A 23,413-nucleotide genomic window follows, 5' to 3' on the forward strand; every position below is an offset into this window, starting at 1 on the left:
GGTGCAGAAACGTGAGAGCAATCCGCCGGTTTACCGTCCGCACCGTCCTGCCCGCGGAGCTGGCCGCCCTCGGCGAGCTCGTGCACAATCTCCGTTGGTCCTGGCACCCGGAGACGATGGACCTCTTCGCGGAGGTCGACGCCGACCTCTGGGAGCAGGTCGGGCACGACCCCGTGGCCCTGCTCGGCGCGGTCTCCCCTGCCCGGCTCACCGAGCTGGCCGCAGACCGCCGCTTCCTGCGCCGTCTCGCCGACGCGGCCGACGACCTGCGCGAATACATGACCTCCCCGCGCTGGTACCAGACGCTGCCCGACGGGGCGCGGGCCATCGCGTACTTCTCCCCGGAATACGGCATCGCCACCGCCCTGCCCCAGTACTCGGGCGGCCTCGGCATCCTGGCCGGAGACCACCTCAAGTCCGCCAGCGACCTGGGCGTGCCGATCCTCGCGGTCGGCCTGCTCTACCGCCACGGCTACTTCACGCAGTCGCTGTCGCCGGAGGGCTGGCAGCTGGAGCACTACCCGTCGCTCGACGCCGGCGGCCTGCCGCTCAGCCTGCTGAAGGACGCCGACGGCGAGAGCGTCAAGATCCGCCTCGCCCTGCCCGGCGAGCGCGAGCTGCACGCGCAGATCTGGGTGGCGCAGGTCGGGCGGGTGCCGCTGCTGCTGCTCGACTCCGACGTGGCCGAGAACGACACGGCCGCCCGCGACGTCACCGACCGCCTCTACGGCGGGGGCACCGACCACCGGCTCATGCAGGAGCTGCTGCTGGGCGTGGGTGGTGTGCGGGCCATCAGGGCGTACTGCCGGATCACCGGGCACCCCGATCCCGAGGTGTTCCACACGAACGAGGGGCACGCCGGCTTCCTCGGCCTGGAGCGCATCCGCGAGCTCACCGAGGCGCGGCTCTCGTTCGACGAGGCGCTGGAGGCCGTGCGGGCGGGCACGGTGTTCACCACGCACACGCCCGTCCCCGCGGGCATCGACAGGTTCCCCGTGGACATGATCGAGCGCCATTTCGGCGGCTCGAACGCCTGGCCGACCGTGCCCGTCGAGCGGATCCTGGCGCTGGGCGCGGAGTCCGATCCCACCCGGTTCAACATGGCCGTCATGGGCATGCGGCTGGCCCAGCGGGTCAACGGCGTCTCCAAGCTGCACGGCGAGGTCAGCCGGGAGATGTTCCAGGATCTGTGGCCCGGGTTCGACGTGGACGAGGTGCCGATCGGCTCGATCACGAACGGCGTGCACGCGCCCACCTGGGTCGGCAGGGAGCTCATGGAGCTGGCCGGGCGGGAGCTGCCCTCGCTGCTGGAGCGGGCCCGCGGCTGGGAGGGCATCCAGAAGATCTCCGACGCCGACATCTGGCAGATCAGGAGCACGCTGCGGCAGCGGCTCGTCGAGGGCGCCCGGGTGCGCCTGCGCAGGTCGTGGCGGGAGCGGGGCGCCTCGGACGCCGAGCTCGGCTGGATCGACGACGCGCTCGACCCCGACGTGCTGACCATCGGCTTCGCCCGGCGGGTGCCGTCGTACAAGCGGCTCACGCTGATGCTGCGCGACTCCCGGCGGCTCACCGAGCTGCTGCTCGATCCGGACAAGCCGGTCCAGATCGTGATCGCCGGCAAGGCGCACCCCGCCGACGAGGGCGGGAAGAAGCTGATCCAGCAGATCGTCAAGTTCGCCGACCGGGCGAACGTCCGCCACCGCATCGTGTTCCTGCCCGACTACGACATGGCGCTCGGCCGGCTCATGGTCCAGGGCTGCGACGTCTGGCTGAACAACCCGCTGCGCCCGCTGGAGGCGTCCGGCACCTCGGGGATGAAGTCCGCGCTCAACGGCGGGCTCAACCTGTCGATCCGCGACGGCTGGTGGGACGAGTGGTACGACGGCACCAACGGCTGGGCGATCCCGACCGCCGACGGCGTGACGGACCCCGATCGCCGGGACGAGCTGGAGGCCGCCGCCCTCTACGACCTGATCGAGCACGAGGTGTCCGACCGGTTCTACGACCGACCCGTCGACGGGCTGCCGCGGCGCTGGCTGGAGATGGTCAAGCACACGCTCACCTCGCTGGGCCCGAAGGTGCTGGCCGGGCGCATGCTGCGGGACTACGTGGTCGACCTGTACAACCCGGCCGCCGCCGCGGCCAACGCGCTGTCGGCCGACTCGTACGCGCCCGCCAAGGCGTTCGCGGCCTGGCGGGTCCGGGTCACCAGAGCCTGGCCCGGGGTACGCGTCGAGCACGTCGAGGCCTCGGGCGTGGGGGACACGCCGGAGGTGGGCGCCACCATCGAGCTGCACGCCACGATCGCGCTCGGCGACCTGGAGCCCGACGACGTGCTGGTCGAGGCCGCCTACGGCAAGGTCGGGCCGCACGACGAGCTGGCGCATCCGGCGTACGCGAAGCTCACCGTCGCCTCGACGGGCGACGACGGGCGGGCCCACTACACCGGCACGGTGCCGCTCGACCGCACGGGAGCGTTCGGTTACACCGTGAGAGTCGTCCCTTACCACTCGCTGGCGGCCACTCCCGCCGAACTGGGCCTGATAGCCGTGCCGGAGGAACCCGTCGGTATGACAAATGGCACATTGCGTTAAACAGGGGTACCCACGACCGGCATATCGCGTGTAAACGGACGGCATAATCAGGACGTGGAAGACAGCGGCAACGGCTTGCGGGCCGACACTCTGGTGGCCACGGTCCGCGGTGTGCTGCCGTCCCTGACGCCGGCCGCGCAGACCGTCGCCCGGCTCATCCTGGAGGACCCCGCGACGGTGGCCAGGAGCACCATCACGGAGCTCTCCGCCGCCTCGGGCACCAGCGAGGCCACGATCGTGCGCACGGCGCGGCTGCTCGGGTTCGCGGGATACCCCCAGCTCCGGCTGGCCTTAGCGGCGGCCGCCGCGCAGCCCGACCGGCTCGTGCCCGGCGACCTGGCGCCCGACGACCCGCTGTCGGAGGTCATCCAGAAGGTCGCGCGGGCCGAGTCGGAGGCGATCAACGACACCGTGGCCCAGCTGACCTCCGAGCGGCTGGGCCTGGTCGTGGACGCCATCGTGGGGGCGCGGCGGATCGACGCGTACGGCGTGGGCGCCTCCGGGCTGGTGGCCGAGGACGTCGCGCAGAAGCTGCTGCGCATCGGGCTGTCCAGCCACGCCTTCCAGGACGCGCACCTGGCGCTGACCAGCGCGGTGCTGCTCAGGGAGGGCGACGTGGCGATCGGCATCAGCACGTCGGGGGAGACGCCCGACGTGATCGAGCCGCTGACCCGGGCCAAGGAGGCCGGGGCCACCACGGTCGCGATCACGAACAACCCGCGCTCGTCCATCGCGGAGCTGGCCGAACTCGTGCTGATCTCCGCCGGGCGCGAGACGGAGTTCCGCCCCGGCGCCCTGGCCAGCCGGATCAGCCAGCTCCTCGTCGTCGACTGCGTCTTCGTCGGCGTCGCCCAGCGCACGTACGACTCCTCTCAGGAGGCGCTCGCGAGCACCAGGCGCGCCGTCAAGGAGTTCACCCGGAGAACTTCACCTGCACGTCGTCAGCCTTGACGAACATGACGCGGTGGCCGAACTGGATCTGCAGGTACTTCGTCTTGCCCCGCACCACCTTGTGGTCCTGGTCCATGGTGAACGTGACCGCCCGGTAGTACTCGGCGGGCGCCGGCCCGGCGAGCGTGTACTTCTCGCCTGCCGAGAACGTGTACTGCAGCGGGGTCACCGCCTGGTACGGGATGTCCGCCGGGTACGCCTCCTGCTCGGGGTACGCCCTGCCGTACACGGGGACGGTGGCCTTGCCCGGCTTCGGGGTGACCACGAGGCCGGCTGACGGGACGGCGGTCGGCGCGCTCGCCGGGTTGAAGAACCACGCCTTCTGGCCGAGGTACCAGATGGCCGTCCAGTCGCCCTGGCGGTCGGCCACGGCGAAGCGCTGGCCGGTGGTGGCGCGGGCGCTGTGGTCGTACACGCTGTAGAGGGACTCGCCCGTGGGGTGCTTGCCGATGTCCTTGACCAGCGGCGCGTCCGACCTCGGCTCGGTACGGAGCCAGACCGTGCTCGCGGGGAGCGGCGGGCAGGCGTTGTTCGGGTTCTTGCGGTCGCACCCGTAGAAGTACGGCTTGTTCGTCGCGAAGTCCGGCTTGATCATGACCGACCCGGACCTGGGCCCGCCGAACCGGTGCAGCGGGGCGCCCATCAGCTTGAAGTAGTGCGCCCAGTCCCAGAACGGGCCCGGGTCCTCGTGCATCCCCTTGACGGTCGTGGGCAGGGTGCCGGGCACGTTGTCGTGGCCCAGGATGTGGGCGCGGTCGAGCGGGATGCCGTACCTGAAGGCCAGGTAGCGGACCAGGCGGGCGCTCGACCGGTACATCGCCTCGGTGTACCAGGTGCTGCCCTCGGCCAGGAAGCCCTCGTGCTCGATGCCGATGGACTTGGCGTTGATGTACCAGTTGCCGGCCTGCCAGGCGACGTCCTTGCCCTTGATGTGCTGGGCGATGTGGCCGTCGCTGGAGCGTACGGAGTACTGCCAGCTGGCGCCGTACTTCGGGTCCTGGTTCAGGCGGATGGAGGAGTCGAAGTATCCCTCCATGTCGTGAATGATGATGTACTCGATCTTCTGGCTGACCGGCCGGTTCGCCAGGTCGTAGTGCCCGTAGTCGTCCGGGGGCAGCTCCTGGTACGCGGACGGGATCCACTCGCACGAGACCGAGACCGGGCACTCCACGCCGTCCGTCCTGGACGGGCGGAGACCGAGCTTCTCCAGCCACTTCTCGATCTTGTCCAGGCCCGGGACCGCCGGGAGGGCGACCCGCTGGCCGTCGTCGGTGGTGCGCGCGACGCCGTCCTTGATCGTCGTGAACACCTCGTCGGCGAAGAACTTCGCCGCCCCGGCCTCCTGGGCGCCGGAGTACTTGGCGACGGCGCCGTACCACTCGGCGGGGTTGGCGCTCAGCGGCGCGCCGAGCGCCTTCTGGTAGTCGGCGAGCAGCGCGGCGCCGCCCCGGATGTTGGCGACGTCGTCCGTACGCAGCCGCTCGTGGGTCTCGCCGGTGAGCTGCGCGGCCTTCTCCATGGTGCGGAGGGAGGCGGGGATCTCGGCGGGGGACGCCTGGGGTTCGGGGGCGGGCAGGGGCCGGGTCTCGTCGCCCCGGGCATCCTCCTCGCCCTCGCTGTGATGGTTGGAGGCGGTGTACGCGGCGGCGTCGGTGAGATGCATGGGCCCGAACCCGGCATCGTTGGACGGCTGCCCGGCATGGGCATCCCACCGCGACTCCAGGTAGGACACGCCGAGCAGGATGCTCTCGGGCACCTCGAACTCCTGCGCGGCGGCCGCGAAGGCCTGCTGCCGGTCGCCGGGATCCTGGGCGTGAGCTGGGGTGACGCCGGACGTTAAGGGCAGCGCGGCGACCGCGGAGATCGCCAGTAGGCGGCGCATGAACCACTCCTCGGGACTGGGGGGCACCTGGTGCAGATCAGCGTCTCAACATTTTCCTTCGTAGGCGAGATCTTTGCGAAGACATTCTTCATCGATTGCCGCGGATCACCTCACGGCGGCCTGCACGGTCAGGGTGCCCGCGGCCGTGTCGACGGTGGCCTTCGTGCCGATGGGGATGGTGGGCGGGTGGTGGCCGTCGACCCGGACCCGATCGCCGGGCTTCAGGCGGGGAGATCGTAAGGTGCCCATCGCCCGCCACCTTATTCGCTGGACCGGGTCTGGTGATCGTGCGAGGCTCGTCGTGTGCCGGACTACTACCGCGACCTGGCCGTCGACTACCACTGGATCTTCGCCGACGAGATCGTGAATCCGCCGGGCGTGATCGGCGGCACGTCCGTCTCCAGCCGGGAGTTCATCCGGTCCGTGGTCGACGCCCTTCCGCCCGGCGCCCCGGTGCTCGACTGCGCCTGCGGCATCGGGACGGACGCCATGGCGCTGGCGCACGCCGGGTTCCAGGTGACCGCCACCGACGGCGGCCCCGCGATGGTGGCGCAGGCGCGGCGGCGACTGCCCGCCGACGTGGAGGTGCTCACCTCCCGGTGGGAGGACCTGTCCGCCGCCGTGAGCGGGCCGTACGAGCTGGTGCTGTGCCTGGGCAACTCCCTCGTCCACACGGGGTCGCGCGAGGCCATGGTGGCGGCGCTGTCGGGGATGCGGCAGGTGCTGTCCCCGACCGGCACGCTGATCGTCGACTCCCGCAACTGGGAGCTGCTCTATCGCGAGCGCCGGCGGATCGTGGTCGGCGACCGGGAGCCGTTCACCCCCGCCGACCTCGAAGCGCGGCTGGCCGAGGCCGGGTTCACCGTCGTCGGCTCGTCCTACCGCCCAGAAAACCCGCAGTACGCCGTCGCGGCTAAGGGATGAGCACGACCTTGCCCGTCGTCCGCCTGCTTTCGAGCGCGGCGTGGGCGGCCGCCGCCTCCGAGAGCGGGAACGTCCGCACGGCAGGGGTCAGCGTGCCGTCGGCCGCCGCCGCCAGGGCCCTGACCTCGTACTGCGGGCGCGTGTTCGGCTCGCCGAGCAGCAGCATCAGGGCGTTGGTCACGGTGAGGCCGCGCTCCTTCACCGTCTGAGGGTCCGGCTGGAAGTCCTGCCGGGAGGCGTTGCCGATGGTGACGTACCGGCCGCCGTCGGCCAGCAGCCCGAACGCGGCCCGCGCCTTGTCGCCGCCGACCCCGTCGAGCAGGGCCGTGACCGGGTGGTCGCCCAGCTCCTTGACGACGTTCTCCTCCCAGCCGGGCTGCTCGTAGTCGACGGCGAGGTCCGCCCCGAGGTCGCGTACGGCCGCCACCTTCGCGGGCCCGCCCGCCGCGCCGACGACCTTGGCGCCGAGACCGCGCGCGTACTGGACGATCAGGCGGCCGATGCCGCCGGCCGCCGAGGTCACCAGCACCACGTCGTCAGGGGTCAGCTCGGCCACGTCCAGGAACTGCAGCGCGGTCACCCCGGTGACGATCATGGCCACGGCCGTCTCGTAACCGGAGGTGATCGGGTGCACGGACGTCACGTCCGCGACCGCCAGCTCCGCGTAGCCGCCGGGCCGGCCGCGCGCGGTCACCACATCGCGCCCGATCCAGGACGGATCCACCCCGGGACCCACTTGGTCCACGCGTCCGGCCACCTCGCCGCCGAAGATCGCCGGAAGCTCCGGCAGCGGCGGCGTCATGCCGCCGGTCAGCCCCGAACGCATGGTCGTCTCGATCAGGTGCACCCCGGCCGCCCTGACCGCGACGCGCACCTGGCCGGGACCCGGCTCGGGGTCGGGGACGCTCTCGTAGCGGAGGTTCTCGGCGGGGCCGAAGGTGTGCAGGACGACGGCATGCATGGCGCACTCCCGGAGGTGGCGGTCACTTCGTCCTCCGAGCCTGCAACCTCAACCTTGCTTGATGTCAACCGCCATGCTTTGACGTCAACCGCTCACAGGAAGCCGCGGCCGGCGGCGGCGCGGGCGTACCCCTCGACTCCCATGATGCGCTGCACCCGAGCCCCGGCCGCGGGCCACACGCTCGCCAGCCCGGCCGCGACGCGGACGGGCAGCGGCGCGACGTCGATCTCCGCGGCGTCGGTCAGGATGGCCCGGCACACCGCCCGTGCCACGTGCAGCGGGCTGCGCGTCATCCACGGAGGCACGGTCAGCGAGGTACGCGTGAGCATCCCGGCGTCGCGCACCAGCCCCGGGCAGATGACCGACACGCCGACGCCATAGGGCGCCAGGTCCATCCTGGCGGCGTGCCCGAACCCCCGCAGGCCGTGCTTGGTCGCGTTGTAGACGGCGAGGTGCGGATGCGCCATCTTCCCGCCGATCGAGCTCATGAACACCAGGTGGCCGCGCCCGTTGGCCACCATCCGCTCGGCGGCCAGGCGGGCCATCACGAGCGGCACGCGCAGGTTGAGCTGCAGGTAGTGGTCGATCTCGTCGAGATCGTGATCGGTCATCCGGGCGGGCGCGATGACCCCGGCGTTGGCCACCAGGATGTCGACCGGTCCGGCCTGTTTCATCATCTTCGCGATGGCGTTGCGGCCGGTCAGGTCGGCGGGGACGGCACGTCCGCCCACCTCCGCGGCCAGCGCCCGCAACACGCGGGCGTCGCGGCCGGTCAGGACCAGGCGCGCGCCGTGCCGGGCGAGCGCGCGGGCCGTGGCCTGGCCGATGCCGCCGCTGGCGCCCGTGACCAGGGCGGTCGTGCCGGCGAGCTTCATCGGTCCTCCAGGAACGGGGTGAAGACGAGGGTCGCGTTGTGCCCGCCGAAGGCGAACGAGTTGGACAGCACCGGCCCGGGAACGATGGGGCGCGGCCCGGTCACGACGTCGACGGGACAGGCCGGGTCCTGGCGGTCGAGGTTCGCGGTGGGGTGGACGGTGAGCTCGCGCAGCGTCAGCACGCTGATCACGGCCTCGATGGCGCCCGAGGCCCCCAGGGCGTGGCCGACCACGCTCTTGCTCCCCGTGACGGGCACCCCGTACGCGCCGAACAGCCGCGCGATCGCCCGCGCCTCGATCTCGTCGTTGAGGCGGGTGGAGGTGGCGTGCGCGTTCACGTGGACGACGTCGGCCGCCGCGATCCCGGCGTCGGCCAGCGCGGCCCGCATGCACCGGTACGCGCCGTCGCCCTCGGGGTGGGGGGCCGTGAGGTGATGGCCGTCGGACGTCCGGCCGTACCCGCTCAGCTCGGCGTACACGTGGGCGCCCCGGCACAGCGCGTCCTCCAGCCGTTCCAGCACGAGGAACGCGGCGCCCTCACCCAGCACGAACCCGTCTCGGTCGGCGTCGAAGGGCCGGCTGGCGCGTTCGGGCTCCGACACGCGGCGCGACAGCGCTCCCGCCCGCCCGAACCCCGCCAGCGCGCTGGCCAGCACGCACGCCTCCATGCCGCCCGCCAGCACCACGTCGGCCGTCCCGTCGCGCACCAGCCGCGCGCCCTCGCCTATGGCGTGGGTGCCGGAGGCGCACGCGGTGGCCACCGACATGCTCGGGCCGAGGAACGCGTGCCGGATGCTGATCTCCGCGGCGGCGGCGTTGTGCATGCTCATGGGGATGTGCAGGGGGCCCGGCCAGGCGCGCCCGCGTTCGTCCAGGGCGCCGAAGGCGACCTCCTGGGTGGCGGTGCCGCCGTACCCGGTCCCGGTCACGACCGCCCGGCGCTCAGGCACGGCCGGCGGATGCCCGGCATCGGCCAGGGCATCGGTCGCCGCGCAGAACGCCAGCCGCGTGACCCGGTCCATCCGGCGGGCGTCCCTGGGCTTCACGTAGCCGTCCAGGTCGAGGTCGGGCACCTGGCAGGCGAAGTCCGCCGGCAGGCCCTCGGCGTCGAACGAGGTGATCGTACGTGCCGCCGACCGGCCGGACAGCAGGGCACCCCACAGCTCCCTGGGCTGGGCGCCGGCCGGGGTACGAACACCCATACCGGTCACGGCCACGCGGGAGCGCGGTGGAGCTCCGTTGGATCGCATGTCCCACATGAAAACCGATCATCGCACGCGTTATCACGGAAAGTAGTGCGACAACCCCGTAGTGTCGCGGACGTTTAACTCACCCTCAAACCGGCCACGCCCCCATCCACTCCTTCGGGACTGACCACCACCCCAAACTTTCGATGCCGAGGCCCAGCCTTGCTGCGTCTGGCGCGAGCCACCGCCCCCGCACTCCCAGCGCCGTCCACCCTCGGGGTCGGTCACCGTTCCCAAAGCGCCTTCCGGCCGCCGTGACGCAGAAGAGGCGGCCATGGCGACCGCCACCAGCGCGGGAGTTCACCAGCGCAGAAGTACAGTCCCAGCGCTGACCCCGCTGGCCACCCCCACCAACGCGACCAGATCCCCCCGCTGGACCCGGCCCGACCGGACCGCCTGGTGCAACTGCACCGGGATCGTGGAGGCGACGAGGTTCCCGTGCTCGGCAACGGTCACCACCACCTTGCCCAGCGGGATCCCGATCGCCTCGCAGAAGGTGTGCAACGACGACAGGGACGCCTGGTGTACGCAGATCGCCGCCATGTCGTCCCAGTCGAGCCCGCGCTCGTCCAGCGGCGCCCGCAGCACCGACCGGTCGAGCTTGTGCACTCCGACGGCCAGCCCCACGGGATCCACGGTGAACGCGCCGAACTGATAACCGGCCGAGGCGGAACGCGTGACCGGCAGGACGGCCGCCTCCCAATACGCCGAACTGGCGCAGAATCGGTGCCCCAGCACCCCGGGCACCGCACTGGCCTCCAGCAACATGGCCGTCCCCGAGTCGGAGACGGTGTAGGAGGGGCCGGCGGCGGCGAAATCCGCGGCCGACTCGACGTGCCAGCGGATGGCCGGAGTGACGATCTCCCCGCACACGATGAGGACCGTGCGGTAGCGGCCGGCCGTGATGAGGGTGTCGGCCAGCTCGATCGCGTTCAGAACGCTGTTGCATGCATTGCGTACATCGAATACCGGGCAGCTCGCCCCCAGCTCGGCGGCCACCATGTGCGCGGTGGCGGGCTCGACGGCGTCGACGCTAACCCCCGCGTAGATGATCAGGTCGATGACGGGCGGGACGTGCCCGGTCTGTTCGAGCAGGGTACGGGCGGCGGCCGCGGCCAGCCCCGCGGCAGTCTGGCCGGGAGCGGCGACGTGGCGCCGCTGCACGCCGCTGGCCTGCTCGATGACGCCGCGGGGAATATGCGTGCCGGGATTACGCGCGGCCAGCAAGCCTTCCAGCTCCGGCGTGGTCATGCTCTCCTCGGGCAGGTGCACCGCCACTCCCGCGACGTGGGCGTACCGCCTCGGGTTCGTCTCGGGCTGCGCGGCCACGTCCATCCCCCTCAAGATCAGGTGCTGCTCAGGATAGGTACGCGGTGCCGCGGGGGCCCGTCGCGACCCTCGAAACTTGATCAACTCCTTAACGGCGGGTTCCGCGTCACCAGTGACCATTTATCGGGTGATCGGCAACGCTAGGTGACTAGACCGCTACGAGGAAGGGGCCTGGTGTGAGCGACGAGGAGATCCTGGCGGTGGTACGCGATCACTGCGTCAGCATTCTGAAGGTCCACCCGAGCCGGGTCACACTGGACGCACGGCTCCATGAGGACCTGGAGGCCGACAGCCTCGACCTCGCCGAACTCCACGTCGCCATGGAGGACGCGTGGGGCCCGATGCCGCGCGAGACCCTCGCCGGGGTGCACACGATCGCCGACGTCCTCACGCGGGCCCGCCTCCTGGTCGGGACGAGTGTGTGAAGAACGCCCGCGCCGCTCCGCCCGCCGACTGGGGCCTGCGCGTCGCCATACCGCCCCATGCCGCACCACCGACACCAGCCAGCCCCTTTTGCGGCCGCGGCGGCGACAACCCAACTCGGATCTTCTCGCCGGCCACGAAGGAAGCAGCATGTACAAGCACGCTCTGACCGCGACCGCCATCGGCGCCGCCCTGCTCTCCGGCCCGGCCGCCACCGCCGACACCCCACCGAACGCGGGCCAGGACGGGAAAGTCTGCATGAAAGTCCCGGTGAAGGCAATAGCCAAGTCCTTTATGGACTTCGTCACGATGGGCGACGTGAGCATTCCCGTGAAAAAGATCGTCAAGGGAGACCAGGTTTCCCTTTCTGACTTCATCGGCGGCAGAACACCAAAGGACGTGACGATCCTGGAAAGCACGCCATGTTAGTGCGACCACCCCATTGACTATTCCGGGCCCGGTAGGCGGGCCCGCCTACCGGTAGCTGCTGGGCGCCTACCGGGGAACTGCACAAGCGACCGCCGCACCGGGTGACCGCGGCACTGGGCGAGCGCCGTCGCGCTGGTCGCCGCCCCCTGTGCGACGAACCCGCCACCGGCCGCGCAATCCAGGCCCGCCCTCACGGCAACTCGCAAGGAGGGCGATGTCGTCTCCTCGGCCGATCGCGTTAAATGAGCTTTCGTTACGCACGGTTATCGCGTGCTTGCGGGGTCAAAAGGTGACGCCAGCGTTCGGCCGTCTGGAGTATGTCCTCGCCGGTACGCCGAAGAAATTCGCCCACGAATTCACAGCGTGCGCCGGCGGGTGTTGTGGCGCCCAATATGCGGGCCCCGTTGCGAGCGGTCTCGGCCAGCATGAAGTTTCGCTGGGCGCTCGCCAGGAACGACCGGTACCAAACGGCGTTGTCGACGCTGTACAACTCGCGACGCCACCGTGGGTCGCGGTCGCGTTTGATCAGCTCCTGCTCCTCCAGGTACGCGATGGCGGTGGAGATCGAGGCGGGGCTGACCTGAAGGCGTTGGGTGAGGTCTTTCGCCGTGAGCGCGCCGGCGTCAGTGGTGTAGAGGCAGGCCAGGACCCTCGACGGCATCCGGGGTAGGCCCGTCAGTACCAGGATGTCGACGAGCTGCTCCGTGAATTCGCGCATCTCCTCGGGGTCGCGGCCGTACGCCGTGTCGGTGATCTGCGGCGCGGATCGAGGGGGCTGCTTGCGGCGGCGGGCGCGTTGCTCGGTCGCCTGGTGTGCTCGGTCGGCCCGGTACGCTTGCGGGCCGCCGTTGCGGCTGACCTCCCGGCTGACGGTGGAGGTCGGCCTGGCCAGGCGCCGTGCGATCTCGGCGTAGCCGAGTCCTGCCGCCAGACCTGCGGAGATCTCCCGGCGGTCCTGTTGGGTCAGCCTGCCTCCTGGCATCGGCACTCGCCTCCTGGGGCTCCTGTCATGGCGATCTGGTGGACCAGTATTGCGTTCAACCGCATTCCATTGCAACAGCGGCAGGCTTGGGCGTTGCGTTCAATTGCAGACTCATTGCAATCTTTGGTCCATATAACCTGCTCATATGCGAGATTATCGATCAGATCTGGTTGACATATATTTGAATGCAACGTAGCTTTTGGTCGCAACTGAACACGTACTATCGCGAATGAGGGGTTGTGAAAGCTCATGCCCAGGCGGGGCCCGGCAGGCGCTGGACGAGGTTGCTGGTCACCGACGCCACCGTGGAAAGGCTGCCCGATGGGGTGGTGGTTGGGGGCATGGAATGGCCGGGCGGGGTGGCGGTCGGGGTTCTGGGGTTGCCCGGTGGGGTGGCGTCAGGGTTCCGGGCTGCCCGAGCGTGTGGCGGTTGCGGGTCTGGAGTGGTGATCAGCGGCTCGTTCCCGGTGGCGATACCCGGCTGCCGTTCAGTGACCTCGCCCTGCTCGCGGTGGATCTCCCTCGAAGCGGCTCCCGGTGAGCCCCGCAGGACATACCTGAGCGGCGCCGTCGGGCCCGCCGCCGCATCAGTCCGGCGTGCAGGTCCGGAACGGGAGCAGCGTGCGGGCCCGGAACGGGAGCGGTGTACGGGCCCGGACTGGAACTGGCCTACAGAACTGGAAGGAAATCGACATGACCCTTACGGCGCCCACCGGCGTGACTGCGAGAGCGCTGGCGCCGGATCTGGCGCGTGGCTTCATGCTGCTGCTGATCGCCCTGTCCCACGCGCCCGCGTTCGTCGGCGACTGGGACGCGGGCCCCGCCGCGCTCAACGCCGTGGCGAGGTTCGTCAAGTCCCTGTTCGCCGACAACCAGGCCCGCGACATGTTCGTGTTCCTGTTCGGCTACGGGCTCGGGCAGTTAGCCCACAGCCAGCAGGCCAGGGGCAGCGACTGGATCTCGATCCGGAGCCTGCTGCGACGCAGGGCGCTGTGGCTGATCGTCATCGGGTTCGTGAACACCGCCGTGCTCGTGCCCATCGACATCATCGCGGTGTACGGGCTGACCCTGCTGATGCTCGCCCCCCTCGTACGAGCGCGGGACGCGGTGCTGTGGTGGACAGGATTGCTGACGCTCGTCCCGGCGACCCTCCTGCTGGCCTGGCAGAGCGTGGTGGCCCAGGCGAAGCCGGTGACGATGGCGGAGTTCATGGAGCCCACCTTCGGCGCCCACCTCGTGGCCAGTCTCCCGTCCTGGCCGGTGGAGACCGCGATCTCCACCGTCACCGTGGTGCCGGGCATGATGCTGGGCATCTGGGCCGCCCGGCGCCGGGTGCTCGACGAGCCCGAGCGGCACCTGCCGCTGCTGCGCCGCGTCACCGCGGTCCTCATCGGCGTGGCAGTGGCGGGCAGGCTGCCCGCGGCGCTGCTCGCGGCCGGCGCGTGGACGCCTGCCTCGGCCCCCGTCAGCTGGGCGGTCGCCGTCGCGCACGACCTGACCGGATACGCCGGCGGCATCGGCATGGCCGCCGCCGTCGGGCTCGTCGCGGTCAAGGTCCGGCGTGGCCGGCTCACCACGGCCCTGGCGGCATTGGGGCAGCGGTCGTTGACGTTCTACCTGTTCCAGGCCGTGATCTGGGTGGTGCTCTTCTACCCGTTCACGCTGAGCCTGCACGACGACGTGAGCTTCGCCGCCACCTTCGGGATCGCCGTCGGGGTCTGGCTGTTGTCGATCGCGCTGGCCGAGTGGTTGCGCGCCGTCGGCTACCGGGGCCCGGCGGAGGTGCTCCTCCGGCGGATGTCGTACGGCCGCCGTCGGTGATGCCATCCCGAAGCCATGAGGCTGGTGTCAGTCCGAGGCTGTGAGGCTGCCCAGCAGGCCCAGGAGTTCGGCGCTGCGGCTGCCCGGTTCGGCGTGGAAGACGGCCAGGATGAAACCGTCGGTGCCGTTGATGGTGAGCTTGTCGGACTGGAGGTCGATGTCGCCGACCAGCGGATGCCGCAGCCGGATGACGTGCGCCTTGTGGGGCTGCACGTCGTGGCGGGCCCACAGCCGCCGGAACCGGTCGCTGCGCAGTGACAGGTCGCCGACGAGCTCCACCAGCCGCGGATCGTCGACGTCCGGCCCGACGCGGGCGCGCAGGCTCGCCACCGCGTCCTCGGTCGCCCGCTCCCAGTCGCGCCGCAGCTCCCGCTCCGCCGGGTCGAGGAAGACGGCGCGGAGCAGGTTCACGCCGGGCGCGTGGTTCGGCGACAGCGCCGCGCCCAGAGTGTTGACGGCGAGGATGTCGGTGAGCTTGTTGTGCACGAACGCCGGATTGGTGGTCCAGCCGTCGATGAGCCGGCGGACGCTCGGCGGCACCTGCTCCTGCTTCGGGGCGCGCCGTCTGCGCGGAGTCCCGCGCCGCTCCTCGTGCAGGCGCGCCAGGCCGATCATGTGGGCGGTGGCGTCGGCGTCCAGCCGCAGGACCGCGGCGAGCGCGTCGAGGACCTGCACCGAGGGGTTGCGGTCGCGGCCCTGCTCCAGTCGCAGGTAGTAGTCGGAGCTGATGCCGGCGAGCGTGGCGACCTCCTCACGGCGCAGGCCGGGCACGCGCCGCAGGCCACCGGCGCTGATCCCGACGTCCTCGGGGCGCACCAGCTCACGCCTGGCGCGCAGGAACTCGCCGAGCGCGTTCGTACCGTCCACGAATTCCAAGGTAGTCGCGCCGCATCGTAGCTGCCTGGCCCTGTCACCCCCAGGAACGACGGGGTACTCCCACCTGGAGCAGGCACGTTGCAGAGTGTCCGCGGAATGAGAGGAAATCAGGAAATGTCGAATAACGCCCTGACGCTTGCGGACGACCTCACCCTCAACCGCATGGGGTACGGCGCCATGCAACTGGCCGGACCCGGCGTCTTCGGACCGCCCAAGGACCGCGACCAGGCCGTCGCCGTGCTGCGCGAAGCCGTCGATCTGGGCATCAACCACATCGACACCAGCGACTTCTACGGCCCTGTCGTCGTCAACGAGCTCATCAAGGAGGCACTGCACCCGTACCCGGCGGACCTGCGCATCGTCACCAAGGTCGGCGCGCGCCGCGGCCCCAACGGCGAGTGGAACCCCGCTCAGGACCCCGCGGATCTCAAGGCCGCCGTGCACGAGAACCTCCGGCACCTCGGCCTCGACGTCCTCGACGTCGTCAACCTGCGCCTGGTCACGCACGAGGGCGGGACCGAGGAGTCGCTCGCGGAGCAGTTCGGGGCGCTGGCGGAGCTGCGGGACGAGGGCCTGATCCGCCACCTCGGTCTCAGCGACGTCTCCGCGGCCCAGCTCATCGAGGCGCAGTCCATCGCGCCCGTCGTCACCGTGCAGAACCTCTACAACCTGGCGAACCGCCAGGACGATGCCCTCGTCGAGCGGTGCGCGGCCGCGAACATCGCCTTCGCGCCGTTCTTCCCGCTGGGCGGCTTCACCCCGCTCCAGTCGGAGACGCTGGAGAGCGTGGCGGCCCGCCTGGGCGCCTCGCCGCAGCAGGTCGCCCTGGCCTGGCTGCTGCAGCGCTCGCCCACCATCGTCCTCATCCCGGGGACCTCGTCGGTGGCCCATCTCCGCGAGAACGTCGCCGCCGCCGACCTGGCCCTGCCCGCGGACGCGGTCGCGGAGCTGGACACCATCGGTAAGGGCTAAAGGACGAGCTTCAGCGAGGGCCGCTGGTCGGGCAGGCCGATCAGCTCGCGTACGCGGGTGATGGGCCAGGCCAGCTCCCGGGCGAGGGTGGCGGCGGTCAGGTCGCTCTCGCGGGTGGCCAGGTCGAAGGCGTGGGCGAGCAGGACCGGCTGCTCGCCGGGGTAGCCGGAGACGGGCTCGTTGGTGAAGCCGGGCTGGTCGCGCAGGGCGGCCAGGCGCTGGTAGGCGCGGCCGGCGGCGGAGTCGGAGATCAGCCCGGTCTCGCGGCACCGGTAGAGCAGCGAGTCGACCGACACCCCCCACGTGCGCCGCAGCTCGGCGAGCTTGCGCAGGTCGGCCCGCTGCGGCAGCTGCGGCAGGATGCTGTCGCGCGGCGTGAGGAACTCGGCGGCGAACGCGTCGGCCTCGCGCTCCTGATGGCTGTCACCGGCCGCGGTGTCGCCGTGCAGGACGAGGTGGCCCAGCTCGTGGGCGGCGGTGAAGCGATGGCGGTAGATGTCGTCGAACCGGTTGGGGGTCAGCACGACGATCGGCCGCGGCAGGCTGGAGGTGGAGAACGCGTCGACGGTGACCGCGTCGGGGTCGTGGCGGGGGAAGGCGACGACGATGCCGTGGGACTCCATGTGGCGGACGAGGTGGCTGACCGGGCCGGTGCCCAGCCCCCAGTGGGCCCGCAGCGCGCGGGCCGCGCCCGCCGGGTCGCGCGGCAGCGCCGAGTGCATCTCCCCGCCCGCGAACCCGGGCAGGTCGACGGCCGGCAGCTGGACCCGCTTCTCCAGCGCGTACGTCAGCTCCCACACCTGCTCGACGAAGGCCACGGCCTTGGCCCGCTGGTAGGCGCGGGTGGAGCGCAGGCTGCGGAAGTGGGCCATGGAGCCGTCGAGCTTGCCGTGCGGCCGTCCGGGCAGGAAGAACGCCATCGGCACGGCCAGCACGTCGGCCAGCAGCGGGATCAGGTCGGGGCGCGGGCGGGTGACCCCCGATTCGTATTGCCCGACCGCGGCGGGGGAGACGCCGAGGAGCTCGGCCACCTCCTTCTTGGTGAGCGCGGCCAGGTGGCGGCCCTGGGTGAGGCGGGTGGCGTCGAACGCGTCGGCGACGGCCTGCGGGGTGGGCGCGCCGGTCTTGAACTCACTCACCGCCGGCGGCTTCTGCCCTGATCGGCACGGCTTCGCTGACGGGCGCCGACAGCCGCTCGGCCCCGGTGCGGGGGTTGAGCGACGGGGTGGGCAGGGCGCCCTGGTCGAACGCGGCGGTCTGCGCCCCGGGCTGCCCGGCCGTCGTCGTGTCGTGGGCCAGCGGGATCGGCTCGCACACGTGCCAGCGCAGGCTGCCGGTGCGGTCGAGCAGCTCGGCCTCGCCCCACCAGGCGTCGAGCAGCCCCGCGTGCGCGTTGCAGGCGTAGGCGATCAGCACCAGGCTCGTGTCGTCGGGCAGGCCGGACAGCGCCTCGGCCACCGGCGCCGCCTGCGGCGCGAGGTCGTGCAGCGCGAGCTGCCGTATCCGGGGCTCGGGCCCGAACCGGTTGAACAGCGCCTGCACCAGCGCCGACGGCCGGCCCTCGCCGATGCGCGCGCTCATCACGCTGATCGAGCGGTCCTTGGCGTAGCGGAACGGGAACAGCAGCTTGCCGTCGAGCACCACCAGCTCGTGGGGGGACCCGGCGGGCTTGATGATGCGCACGTCGCCCATGTCCTCGAACGCCTCGGCCAGCGCCTCGAACTTACGCGACATGAGCGTGAACCCGAACGGGTGCGTGTGTACGGTCTGCGCCGCCGTCTGCGCCTCGCGGGCGTTGTCGAGCGCGACCGACAGCGCCTCGGCGACCGCCTGTCTGATCAACGGCACACGCTGCCCGAACGTGTCGCGGGCCCACTGCGACTCCAGCATGCGCCGACCTCCGAACGCTTTGCCCGGCGGCGACCGGAGACCGGAGCCGCTTCATTTTCCAACATCATAGACCCGCCACGACTTCACGAAGCCACTCCTTCGACACGCGCGTGTCGCCCCGCTTTTGTGACTCCTGCAGTCTTGCGTGACAATGTTCCGAGTCTGACCGGGAAGAGGACTGCGCGTGACCAAGTGGACCGTGAACTGCTCGATCCTCTACACGGAGCTGCCCCTGCTCGAACGCCCGGCCGCGGCCGCCGCCGACGGGTTCGCGGCGGTGGAGTTCTGGTGGCCGTGGCCGGTGGCCGTACCCGAGGACCGGGACGTGGACGCGTTCGTCCGCGCCGTCGAGGACGCCGGGGTGCGCCTGACCGGGCTCAACTTCTTCGCGGGAGACATGCCGGGCGGAGACCGCGGGCTGGTGTCGTGGCCGGGACGCTCGCGGGAGCTGCTGGACAACATCCCCGTGGTGGCGGCCATCGGGGAGCGGCTCGGCTGCCGGGCGTTCAACGCGCTCTACGGCAACCGCGTGGACGGCGCCGCGGCGGAAGAGCAGGACGAGCTGGCGGTCGAGATGCTGGCGGCCTGCGCCCGGGGCGTGACCGGGACCGTGCTGCTGGAGCCGGTCAGCGGCGCGCCGCGCTACCCCCTGCTGACGGCCGGCGACGCCGTGGCCGTGCTCGACCGGCTGGGGGACGTGCCCGGCCTGGGGTTGCTCGCCGACTTCTACCACCTGGCGACCAACGGCGACGACGTGGCCGCCGTCGTCGAGCGGTACGCCCCGCGCATCGCCCACGTGCAGATCGCCGACGCCCCGGGGAGGGGCGCGCCCGGCGAGGGCACGCTGCCGCTCCAGCAGTGGATCGACGACGTGTATGCCGCCGGATATGACGGATATGTCGGCCTCGAATACCGTTCCGAGGGCCCGGACCGCTTCGCCTGGCTCCCCCGCGACCGGCGTGCGACCCCCGGGATCCCGGGGCGCTGACACGGGAGGATCAACGTGACCACCATCGCCTTCATCGGCCTCGGCATCATGGGCAGCCCCATGGCGATCCACCTGGTCAAGGCCGGGCACACGGTGACCGGCTACAACCGTTCGCCGGAGAAGGCCAAGGCTCTGGCCGAGGCCGGCGGCCGGGTGGCGGAGTCGGTCGCCGGCGCCGTGGCGGGAGCCGAGGCGGTCGCCCTCATGGTCCCCGACTCGCCCGACGTCCAGGACGTGCTGACCGGCGACGACGGCGTGTTCGCGCACGCCGCCCCGGGCACGCTGATCATCGACTTCTCCTCGATCCGCCCCGACGTCACCCGCGAGCTGGCGGCCGAGGCCACGGGTCGCGGCCTGCGCTATCTGGACGCCCCCGTCTCGGGCGGCGAGGCGGGGGCGAAGAACGCGGCCCTGTCGATCATGGTGGGCGGCGCGGCCGACGCCTTCGAGGCCGCCCGGCCGATCTTCGACGCCGTCGGCAGGACCGTGGTCCACGTCGGGCCGAGCGGCGCGGGCCAGACGGTCAAGGCCGCCAACCAGCTCGTCGTCGCCGCCAACATCGAGGCGCTGGCCGAGGCGGTCGTGTTCCTGCGCGCGTACGGGGTGGACCTGGAGGCGGCGCTGGAAGTGCTCGGCGGCGGCCTGGCCGGGTCGGCGGTGCTGGCGCAGAAGCGCGCCAACATGGTGAACCACACCTTCGAGCCCGGCTTCCGCATCGAGCTGCACCACAAGGACATGGGCATCGTCACGTCGGCGGCCCGCGAGGCAGGCGTCGTGCTGCCGCTCGGCGGGCTGGTCGCCCAGTTGGTGGCGGCGGCGAACGCGTCCGGGGACGGCGGGCTCGACCACTCCGCGCTGCTGCGCGTCGTCGAACGCCTGGCGGGCACATCCTGACAGGCGTTACCGGCTGACGGCCGCCGCGGGGGGCAGGAGGCGGTCGCGGAGCGCGGCCAGGGCCACCACCCACGCGCTCCAGGCCACGTACCCGGCGAAGTTGGCCAGGTCGGCGCCCGGCACGGCGAGCGGCGCGAGCACGCCCGCCGCGACGGCCAGCGCCGACCCGATCCCGAGCGTGGCGAACCAGCGCGGCGGCCGGGGCAGCGCGGCCAGCACCAGCACGGTCCAGGCGGCCGTGAGCAGGTAGCCGAGCGTCTCACCGACGCCGGTGCCGAGATAGCCGTGCAGCGCGGCGAAGGTCGTCTCGGCGGCGCGCGGGTCGGGCGCGTGGACCAGGGCGGGCACGGCGTACGGCCACCGCAGCAGCCCGAGCACCTGCACGAGCCCGGCGAGCACGCCGACCGGCGCCGACAGGGACGCCGCCGGCCCCGGCGGCAGCAGCCGCCCCAGTAGGACCGCGCCGGGCACGAGCGCCAGCGCGCTCACCGCGAGCACCAGGAACCAGGCCGAGACCGCGCCCTGATGGGCGGCGAACGCGGCCAGGATCCGCCCGGGAGGCTCGGCGAGCACGCCGGGGTAGCCGAAGGCGGCGGAGAGGCCGATGAAGGCGAGGTTCGCGGCGACGACGGCGACGATCAGGGTCCATCTCATGGCGGGCTCCTTGTAACTCTGAACGATGTTTAATATTAAACACCGTTTAGAGTTGCCTTGTGAAGAGAGGACCTCAACGTTCGGTGGACCAGAAGGCCGTCCTGGACGCCGCCCTGGAGCTGATCGACGCGGACGGGCTGACCATGCGGGCCCTGGCCACCCGCGTGGGCCTGACGCCCGGCGCGCTCTACACCTACTTCCCCGACCGGGCCGCGATCGTGACCGCGCTGGCCGACCGGCTGCTCGGCGAGGCCGACCTGGGGTTGCTGGAGGACGGGAGCCGCCCGCCGGGCGAGCGCATCGTCGCGTTCGCGCTCAACCTGCGCGACGTGCTGATGCGCCACCCCGCGGCGGTCCCCGCGATCCTCGGCGCCGCCTTCAGCGGCCCGGTCGCGCTGCGCGTGGGCGAATGCCTCCTGGCCGCGCTGCCGGACCCGCGGGCGTCCTACACGGTCATGGTGTACGTGCTGGGCGCGATCGCGCTGGAGGCGGCGGAGGTGCACGGCCCGGTCCCGCCGGAGGAGGAGCGGATCGCCGCCCGCCGCGCCGCGCTCTCGGTCGACCCCGAGGCCTTCCCGCGTACGCACGCCGCAGTTGACGCGATCGCCGCGTACGTGTCGACGGACCAGTTCCGGTGGGGCCTCGAACGCGTCCTGGCGGGCCTCGCCTAGGGGAGGCGCTTGCGGTAGACGGCCCTGGCGCGCTCGTACAGCTCCAGGTGGTCCTCCAACTGGGCGGGCGTCTCGAACGTGCCGTATTCCCGCAGCAGGACCTCCAGGCGGTCCAGCCACGCCAGGCACCAGCGCACGTCCGCCTCCCTGGCCACGTGCCCGCCGGCGACGTCCACGTAGACCGGGCTGGTGTGCGCGTACGCCCCCGACCGGTGCGCGCTGCGCGGGTGTGGCCCGCCCGACGCCACCGCGACCACGTACGTCGGCTCGCCCGCCGTCATCGACGCGACCAGCCGCCCCGGCGGCCCCTGCGCCAGGACGCCCTCGGCCGTGCGGATCTCCAGCGACTCGACCTCCGGCCCGATCGAGGAGAGCACGATCTCCACCCGCTGCCCGGGCGCCAGCTCCAGCGTGTCGCCTGGCCCGTGGCCGTTCACGGTCAGCTCCAGCCACGGCCCGGTGGTGGCGAACGTGCGGCCGAGCAGGATCGCCTCGGTGTAGGACTCGGCGGTGAGCGGGCCCGCGACGTTCGCGTACACCCGCTCCCACCCCGGCGGGCTGGACGCGGTGCCGCGCCGGCAGAAGGACAGCACGGCGTCGGTGCCCGCGGTGGCCGTGAGCCGGTTGCCCGCGCCGATCAGGCGGCGGTAGACGGCGGCGGTGCCGGCGATCGAGGAGTGGTTGAGCACGTCGAGCGTGTCGATCAGGCCGAGCGCGGCGTCTGCGACGATCTCCCTGGCCGAGCAGTCGCGCCCCCTGTCGAGCACCACGTCGGGCGGGTCGTCGTCGGAGAACGCCGTGTGGAACGGGTGCCCGTAGCCCGTCACCCCGCCGAGCCCGCGCAGCTCCTCCAGCGCGACCGCGTTGGGCGGCCAGTCGACCGTGCCCTCGAACCCCGTGTGGTAGCGCCGCGGCGGCTCCCGCAGGCCGAACGCGGTCAGGTGGCCGACGACGTCGTTGCGGTATTCGACGCCGAGTCTGGCCAGATGCCTGTCGTCGGACCAGGGCAGGTCCTCGCCCACCCAGTGCTCCAGGGCCTCGACGTCGTAGACGCGCCCGCTCGCGACGTTGCCCGCGACGAGGTTGAGGACGTGCAGGTCCTCGCCGTGCTGCGCGGCCGCGGCCAGCTCGGGCGCGGCGGGCTCCTCGCCCATCCAGTTGAGGTGCACGTGCAGGTCGCCGCCGTACCAGCCGCGGGCCGCCGCGTCGTACAGGCGCTCGGGGGCCAGCTCGACCAGCGTCTCCGCGCCCGCCTCCGGGGTGATCACGACCTCGGACGAGGTGTACTCCATGCCCCTGGCCACCGCCACCGTGACCGGCGCGGCGGGCACGGCGATCACGAGGTCGTCGCCGTGGAAGTAAGGTCTGCGGTGGGCGTCCAGCTTGGGCGGGGCGCCCTCGGGGTACCAGCCCTGCCCGTTCGCGCCCGTCACGCTCCACCGGCACGGGAACCCCGCCCGCACCCTGATCGTGGCCGCCTCCGCCCGCCTGCGCGGCGGCGACAGGTCCACGGACCGCCCGGCCACGCTGACGTCCCGCTCCAGGCCGGCCACCCGGGCGCCGCGGGGAGGCACCTCGTACGGGATGCCGTCCACGACGACCGTGACCGGCTCGTCCACGCCGGAGTCCAGCAGCAGCGACGTACGGAAGGGCCGCTCGTCCAGCACGACCCGAGTGACGGCCGCCAGCGCGAACCCCTCGGGGGTGAGGCGCAGCGCGGCCAGGTTGTCCGGCACGTCGCCCGCCAGCGCGTCGCGCACGGCCCGCTCCGGGTCCACCTCGTCGAGATGGTCCTCGGCCTCCTCCGGGGGGTAGCGCTCGGCGAGCTGCCGCAGCGCCGCGTTCCAGTAGTTGTGACGGCGGTCGAGGAAGACGGTGGCCCAGGCCTGGACGACGTACGGGATGGGCGGCTCGCCCCAGCAGGGGCCATGCGCGTCACGCAGCTCGCGGTAGCCGGCCAGCGCGCGGGCAACGGAGACGGGCAGCAACGGATCGTCACACATCGGGCACTCCCTGAACAGGACGCCTCGTCATCGTGACACGAATCGCC

At 71.8% G+C, this 23,413-nt stretch carries 22 protein-coding genes; 10 read left to right on the forward strand and 12 right to left on the reverse strand.

Annotation, left to right across the window (positions count from 1 at the left end; translation table 11 throughout):
- Positions 1 to 11 precede the first annotated feature (11 nt).
- Positions 12 to 2,594, forward strand: coding sequence for an alpha-glucan family phosphorylase (gene glgP, locus ACIBQ1_RS22000; protein ID WP_397280031.1), 2,583 nt, complete (start codon positions 12 to 14; stop codon positions 2,592 to 2,594).
- Positions 2,595 to 2,648: 54 nt separating this feature from the next.
- Positions 2,649 to 3,545 carry a MurR/RpiR family transcriptional regulator gene (locus tag ACIBQ1_RS22005; protein WP_397280032.1) on the forward strand — a complete coding sequence of 299 codons (897 nt, stop codon included), beginning with the start codon at positions 2,649 to 2,651 and terminating at the stop codon, positions 3,543 to 3,545.
- Here ACIBQ1_RS22005 and ACIBQ1_RS22010 read toward each other — a convergent pair.
- On the reverse strand, positions 3,508 to 5,427 hold the full coding sequence (locus ACIBQ1_RS22010; protein WP_397280033.1) for an N-acetylmuramoyl-L-alanine amidase: 1,920 nt from the start codon (positions 5,425 to 5,427) through the stop codon (positions 3,508 to 3,510). The two genes, ACIBQ1_RS22005 and ACIBQ1_RS22010, sit on opposite strands and share 38 nt — an antisense overlap.
- A 105-nt stretch (positions 5,428 to 5,532) precedes the next feature.
- Complete coding sequence (locus ACIBQ1_RS22015; protein ID WP_397280034.1) at positions 5,533 to 5,676, reverse strand: hypothetical protein; 144 nt, start codon at positions 5,674 to 5,676, stop codon at positions 5,533 to 5,535.
- 54 nt (positions 5,677 to 5,730) lie between these two features.
- Here ACIBQ1_RS22015 and ACIBQ1_RS22020 point away from each other — a divergent pair, with 54 nt between their 5' ends.
- Positions 5,731 to 6,351, forward strand: a complete 621-nt coding sequence (locus tag ACIBQ1_RS22020) for a class I SAM-dependent methyltransferase (protein WP_397280037.1) — start codon at positions 5,731 to 5,733, stop codon at positions 6,349 to 6,351.
- On the opposite strand, the gene ACIBQ1_RS22025 is transcribed toward ACIBQ1_RS22020, so the two are convergent.
- The 4 genes from ACIBQ1_RS22025 to ACIBQ1_RS22040 form a co-directional block, all read right to left on the reverse strand.
- A complete protein-coding gene (locus ACIBQ1_RS22025) occupies positions 6,341 to 7,312 on the reverse strand; it encodes a zinc-binding dehydrogenase (protein WP_397280038.1) in 972 nt (323 codons plus the stop codon). The genes ACIBQ1_RS22020 and ACIBQ1_RS22025 overlap by 11 nt on opposite strands.
- 92 nt (positions 7,313 to 7,404) lie before the next feature.
- Positions 7,405 to 8,187 carry an SDR family NAD(P)-dependent oxidoreductase gene (locus ACIBQ1_RS22030; protein ID WP_397280040.1) on the reverse strand — a complete coding sequence of 261 codons (783 nt, stop codon included), beginning with the start codon at positions 8,185 to 8,187 and terminating at the stop codon, positions 7,405 to 7,407.
- Positions 8,184 to 9,446, reverse strand: a complete 1,263-nt coding sequence (locus tag ACIBQ1_RS22035; protein WP_397280042.1) for a beta-ketoacyl-[acyl-carrier-protein] synthase family protein — start codon at positions 9,444 to 9,446, stop codon at positions 8,184 to 8,186. The genes ACIBQ1_RS22030 and ACIBQ1_RS22035 overlap by 4 nt, the downstream gene beginning before the upstream one ends.
- A 288-nt stretch (positions 9,447 to 9,734) precedes the next feature.
- Positions 9,735 to 10,769 carry a 3-oxoacyl-ACP synthase III family protein gene (locus tag ACIBQ1_RS22040; RefSeq protein WP_397280044.1) on the reverse strand — a complete coding sequence of 345 codons (1,035 nt, stop codon included), beginning with the start codon at positions 10,767 to 10,769 and terminating at the stop codon, positions 9,735 to 9,737.
- Between the two features lie 170 nt (positions 10,770 to 10,939).
- Here ACIBQ1_RS22040 and ACIBQ1_RS22045 point away from each other — a divergent pair, with 170 nt between their 5' ends.
- Both ACIBQ1_RS22045 and ACIBQ1_RS22050 read left to right on the forward strand, forming a co-directional pair.
- Positions 10,940 to 11,188, forward strand: coding sequence for an acyl carrier protein (locus ACIBQ1_RS22045; RefSeq protein ID WP_397280045.1), 249 nt, complete (start codon positions 10,940 to 10,942; stop codon positions 11,186 to 11,188).
- A 148-nt stretch (positions 11,189 to 11,336) separates the two neighbouring features.
- Positions 11,337 to 11,615 (forward strand): hypothetical protein, encoded by a 279-nt coding sequence (locus ACIBQ1_RS22050; RefSeq protein ID WP_397280046.1) that lies wholly within the window; start codon positions 11,337 to 11,339, stop codon positions 11,613 to 11,615.
- Positions 11,616 to 11,868: 253 nt separating this feature from the next.
- On the opposite strand, the gene ACIBQ1_RS22055 is transcribed toward ACIBQ1_RS22050, so the two are convergent.
- Positions 11,869 to 12,597: a helix-turn-helix domain-containing protein gene (locus ACIBQ1_RS22055; RefSeq protein WP_397280352.1), complete on the reverse strand. Its 729-nt coding sequence runs from the start codon at positions 12,595 to 12,597 to the stop codon at positions 11,869 to 11,871.
- A gap of 693 nt (positions 12,598 to 13,290) precedes the next feature.
- Between ACIBQ1_RS22055 and ACIBQ1_RS22060 the strand changes: the two genes are divergently transcribed.
- Positions 13,291 to 14,418, forward strand: coding sequence for a DUF418 domain-containing protein (locus ACIBQ1_RS22060; protein ID WP_397280048.1), 1,128 nt, complete (start codon positions 13,291 to 13,293; stop codon positions 14,416 to 14,418).
- A 27-nt stretch (positions 14,419 to 14,445) separates the two neighbouring features.
- Here the strand turns inward: ACIBQ1_RS22060 and ACIBQ1_RS22065 are convergent, their stop codons facing one another.
- The gene (locus ACIBQ1_RS22065; protein ID WP_397280049.1) at positions 14,446 to 15,285 is read right to left on the reverse strand and encodes a helix-turn-helix domain-containing protein; all 840 of its coding nucleotides are present in this window, start codon (positions 15,283 to 15,285) and stop codon (positions 14,446 to 14,448) included.
- A gap of 123 nt (positions 15,286 to 15,408) precedes the next feature.
- Between ACIBQ1_RS22065 and ACIBQ1_RS22070 the strand changes: the two genes are divergently transcribed.
- Positions 15,409 to 16,266, forward strand: coding sequence for an oxidoreductase (locus ACIBQ1_RS22070; RefSeq protein WP_397280051.1), 858 nt, complete (start codon positions 15,409 to 15,411; stop codon positions 16,264 to 16,266).
- Here the strand turns inward: ACIBQ1_RS22070 and ACIBQ1_RS22075 are convergent.
- Complete coding sequence (locus ACIBQ1_RS22075) at positions 16,263 to 17,405, reverse strand: helix-turn-helix domain-containing protein (RefSeq protein ID WP_397280052.1); 1,143 nt, start codon at positions 17,403 to 17,405, stop codon at positions 16,263 to 16,265. The genes ACIBQ1_RS22070 and ACIBQ1_RS22075 overlap by 4 nt on opposite strands.
- On the reverse strand, positions 17,398 to 18,156 hold the full coding sequence (locus ACIBQ1_RS22080; protein ID WP_397280053.1) for a hypothetical protein: 759 nt from the start codon (positions 18,154 to 18,156) through the stop codon (positions 17,398 to 17,400). The genes ACIBQ1_RS22075 and ACIBQ1_RS22080 overlap by 8 nt, the downstream gene beginning before the upstream one ends.
- 178 nt (positions 18,157 to 18,334) lie before the next feature.
- On the opposite strand from ACIBQ1_RS22080, the gene ACIBQ1_RS22085 reads away from it, so the two are divergent.
- Both ACIBQ1_RS22085 and ACIBQ1_RS22090 read left to right on the forward strand, forming a co-directional pair.
- On the forward strand, positions 18,335 to 19,144 hold the full coding sequence (locus tag ACIBQ1_RS22085; protein WP_397280354.1) for a hydroxypyruvate isomerase family protein: 810 nt from the start codon (positions 18,335 to 18,337) through the stop codon (positions 19,142 to 19,144).
- A gap of 9 nt (positions 19,145 to 19,153) precedes the next feature.
- Entirely contained in the window at positions 19,154 to 20,038 is an 885-nt protein-coding gene (locus tag ACIBQ1_RS22090) for a 2-hydroxy-3-oxopropionate reductase (RefSeq protein WP_397280356.1), read from the forward strand.
- A gap of 6 nt (positions 20,039 to 20,044) precedes the next feature.
- Here ACIBQ1_RS22090 and ACIBQ1_RS22095 read toward each other — a convergent pair whose 3' ends face one another.
- The gene (locus tag ACIBQ1_RS22095; protein ID WP_397280054.1) at positions 20,045 to 20,692 is read right to left on the reverse strand and encodes a DUF4386 family protein; all 648 of its coding nucleotides are present in this window, start codon (positions 20,690 to 20,692) and stop codon (positions 20,045 to 20,047) included.
- A 59-nt stretch (positions 20,693 to 20,751) separates the two neighbouring features.
- On the opposite strand from ACIBQ1_RS22095, the gene ACIBQ1_RS22100 reads away from it, so the two are divergent.
- Positions 20,752 to 21,363, forward strand: coding sequence for a TetR/AcrR family transcriptional regulator (locus ACIBQ1_RS22100; protein ID WP_397280056.1), 612 nt, complete (start codon positions 20,752 to 20,754; stop codon positions 21,361 to 21,363).
- On the opposite strand, the gene ACIBQ1_RS22105 is transcribed toward ACIBQ1_RS22100, so the two are convergent.
- The gene (locus ACIBQ1_RS22105; RefSeq protein ID WP_397280058.1) at positions 21,360 to 23,366 is read right to left on the reverse strand and encodes a CehA/McbA family metallohydrolase; all 2,007 of its coding nucleotides are present in this window, start codon (positions 23,364 to 23,366) and stop codon (positions 21,360 to 21,362) included. The two genes, ACIBQ1_RS22100 and ACIBQ1_RS22105, sit on opposite strands and share 4 nt — an antisense overlap.
- Positions 23,367 to 23,413 lie beyond the last annotated feature (47 nt).

The organism is Nonomuraea sp. NPDC050153 (assembly GCF_044460125.1).
Lineage (GTDB): Bacteria > Actinomycetota > Actinomycetes > Streptosporangiales > Streptosporangiaceae > Nonomuraea.

Bases quoted from the DNA above. Each gene is read 5' to 3' on its own strand.
- ACIBQ1_RS22060 (WP_397280048.1), top strand. From the start codon at position 13,291: ATGACCCTTACGGCGCCCACCGGCGTGACTGCGAGAGCGCTGGCGCCG.
- ACIBQ1_RS22095 (WP_397280054.1), bottom strand. From the start codon at position 20,692: ATGAGATGGACCCTGATCGTCGCCGTCGTCGCCGCGAACCTCGCCTTC.
- ACIBQ1_RS22080 (WP_397280053.1), bottom strand. From the start codon at position 18,156: ATGCTGGAGTCGCAGTGGGCCCGCGACACGTTCGGGCAGCGTGTGCCG.
- ACIBQ1_RS22025 (WP_397280038.1), bottom strand. From the start codon at position 7,312: ATGCATGCCGTCGTCCTGCACACCTTCGGCCCCGCCGAGAACCTCCGC.
- ACIBQ1_RS22035 (WP_397280042.1), bottom strand. From the start codon at position 9,446: ATGTGGGACATGCGATCCAACGGAGCTCCACCGCGCTCCCGCGTGGCC.
- ACIBQ1_RS22040 (WP_397280044.1), bottom strand. From the start codon at position 10,769: ATGGACGTGGCCGCGCAGCCCGAGACGAACCCGAGGCGGTACGCCCAC.
- ACIBQ1_RS22105 (WP_397280058.1), bottom strand. From the start codon at position 23,366: ATGTGTGACGATCCGTTGCTGCCCGTCTCCGTTGCCCGCGCGCTGGCC.
- ACIBQ1_RS22050 (WP_397280046.1), top strand. From the start codon at position 11,337: ATGTACAAGCACGCTCTGACCGCGACCGCCATCGGCGCCGCCCTGCTC.
- ACIBQ1_RS22010 (WP_397280033.1), bottom strand. From the start codon at position 5,427: ATGCGCCGCCTACTGGCGATCTCCGCGGTCGCCGCGCTGCCCTTAACG.
- ACIBQ1_RS22015 (WP_397280034.1), bottom strand. From the start codon at position 5,676: ATGGGCACCTTACGATCTCCCCGCCTGAAGCCCGGCGATCGGGTCCGG.
- ACIBQ1_RS22055 (WP_397280352.1), bottom strand. From the start codon at position 12,597: ATGCCAGGAGGCAGGCTGACCCAACAGGACCGCCGGGAGATCTCCGCA.
- ACIBQ1_RS22070 (WP_397280051.1), top strand. From the start codon at position 15,409: ATGTCGAATAACGCCCTGACGCTTGCGGACGACCTCACCCTCAACCGC.
- ACIBQ1_RS22030 (WP_397280040.1), bottom strand. From the start codon at position 8,187: ATGAAGCTCGCCGGCACGACCGCCCTGGTCACGGGCGCCAGCGGCGGC.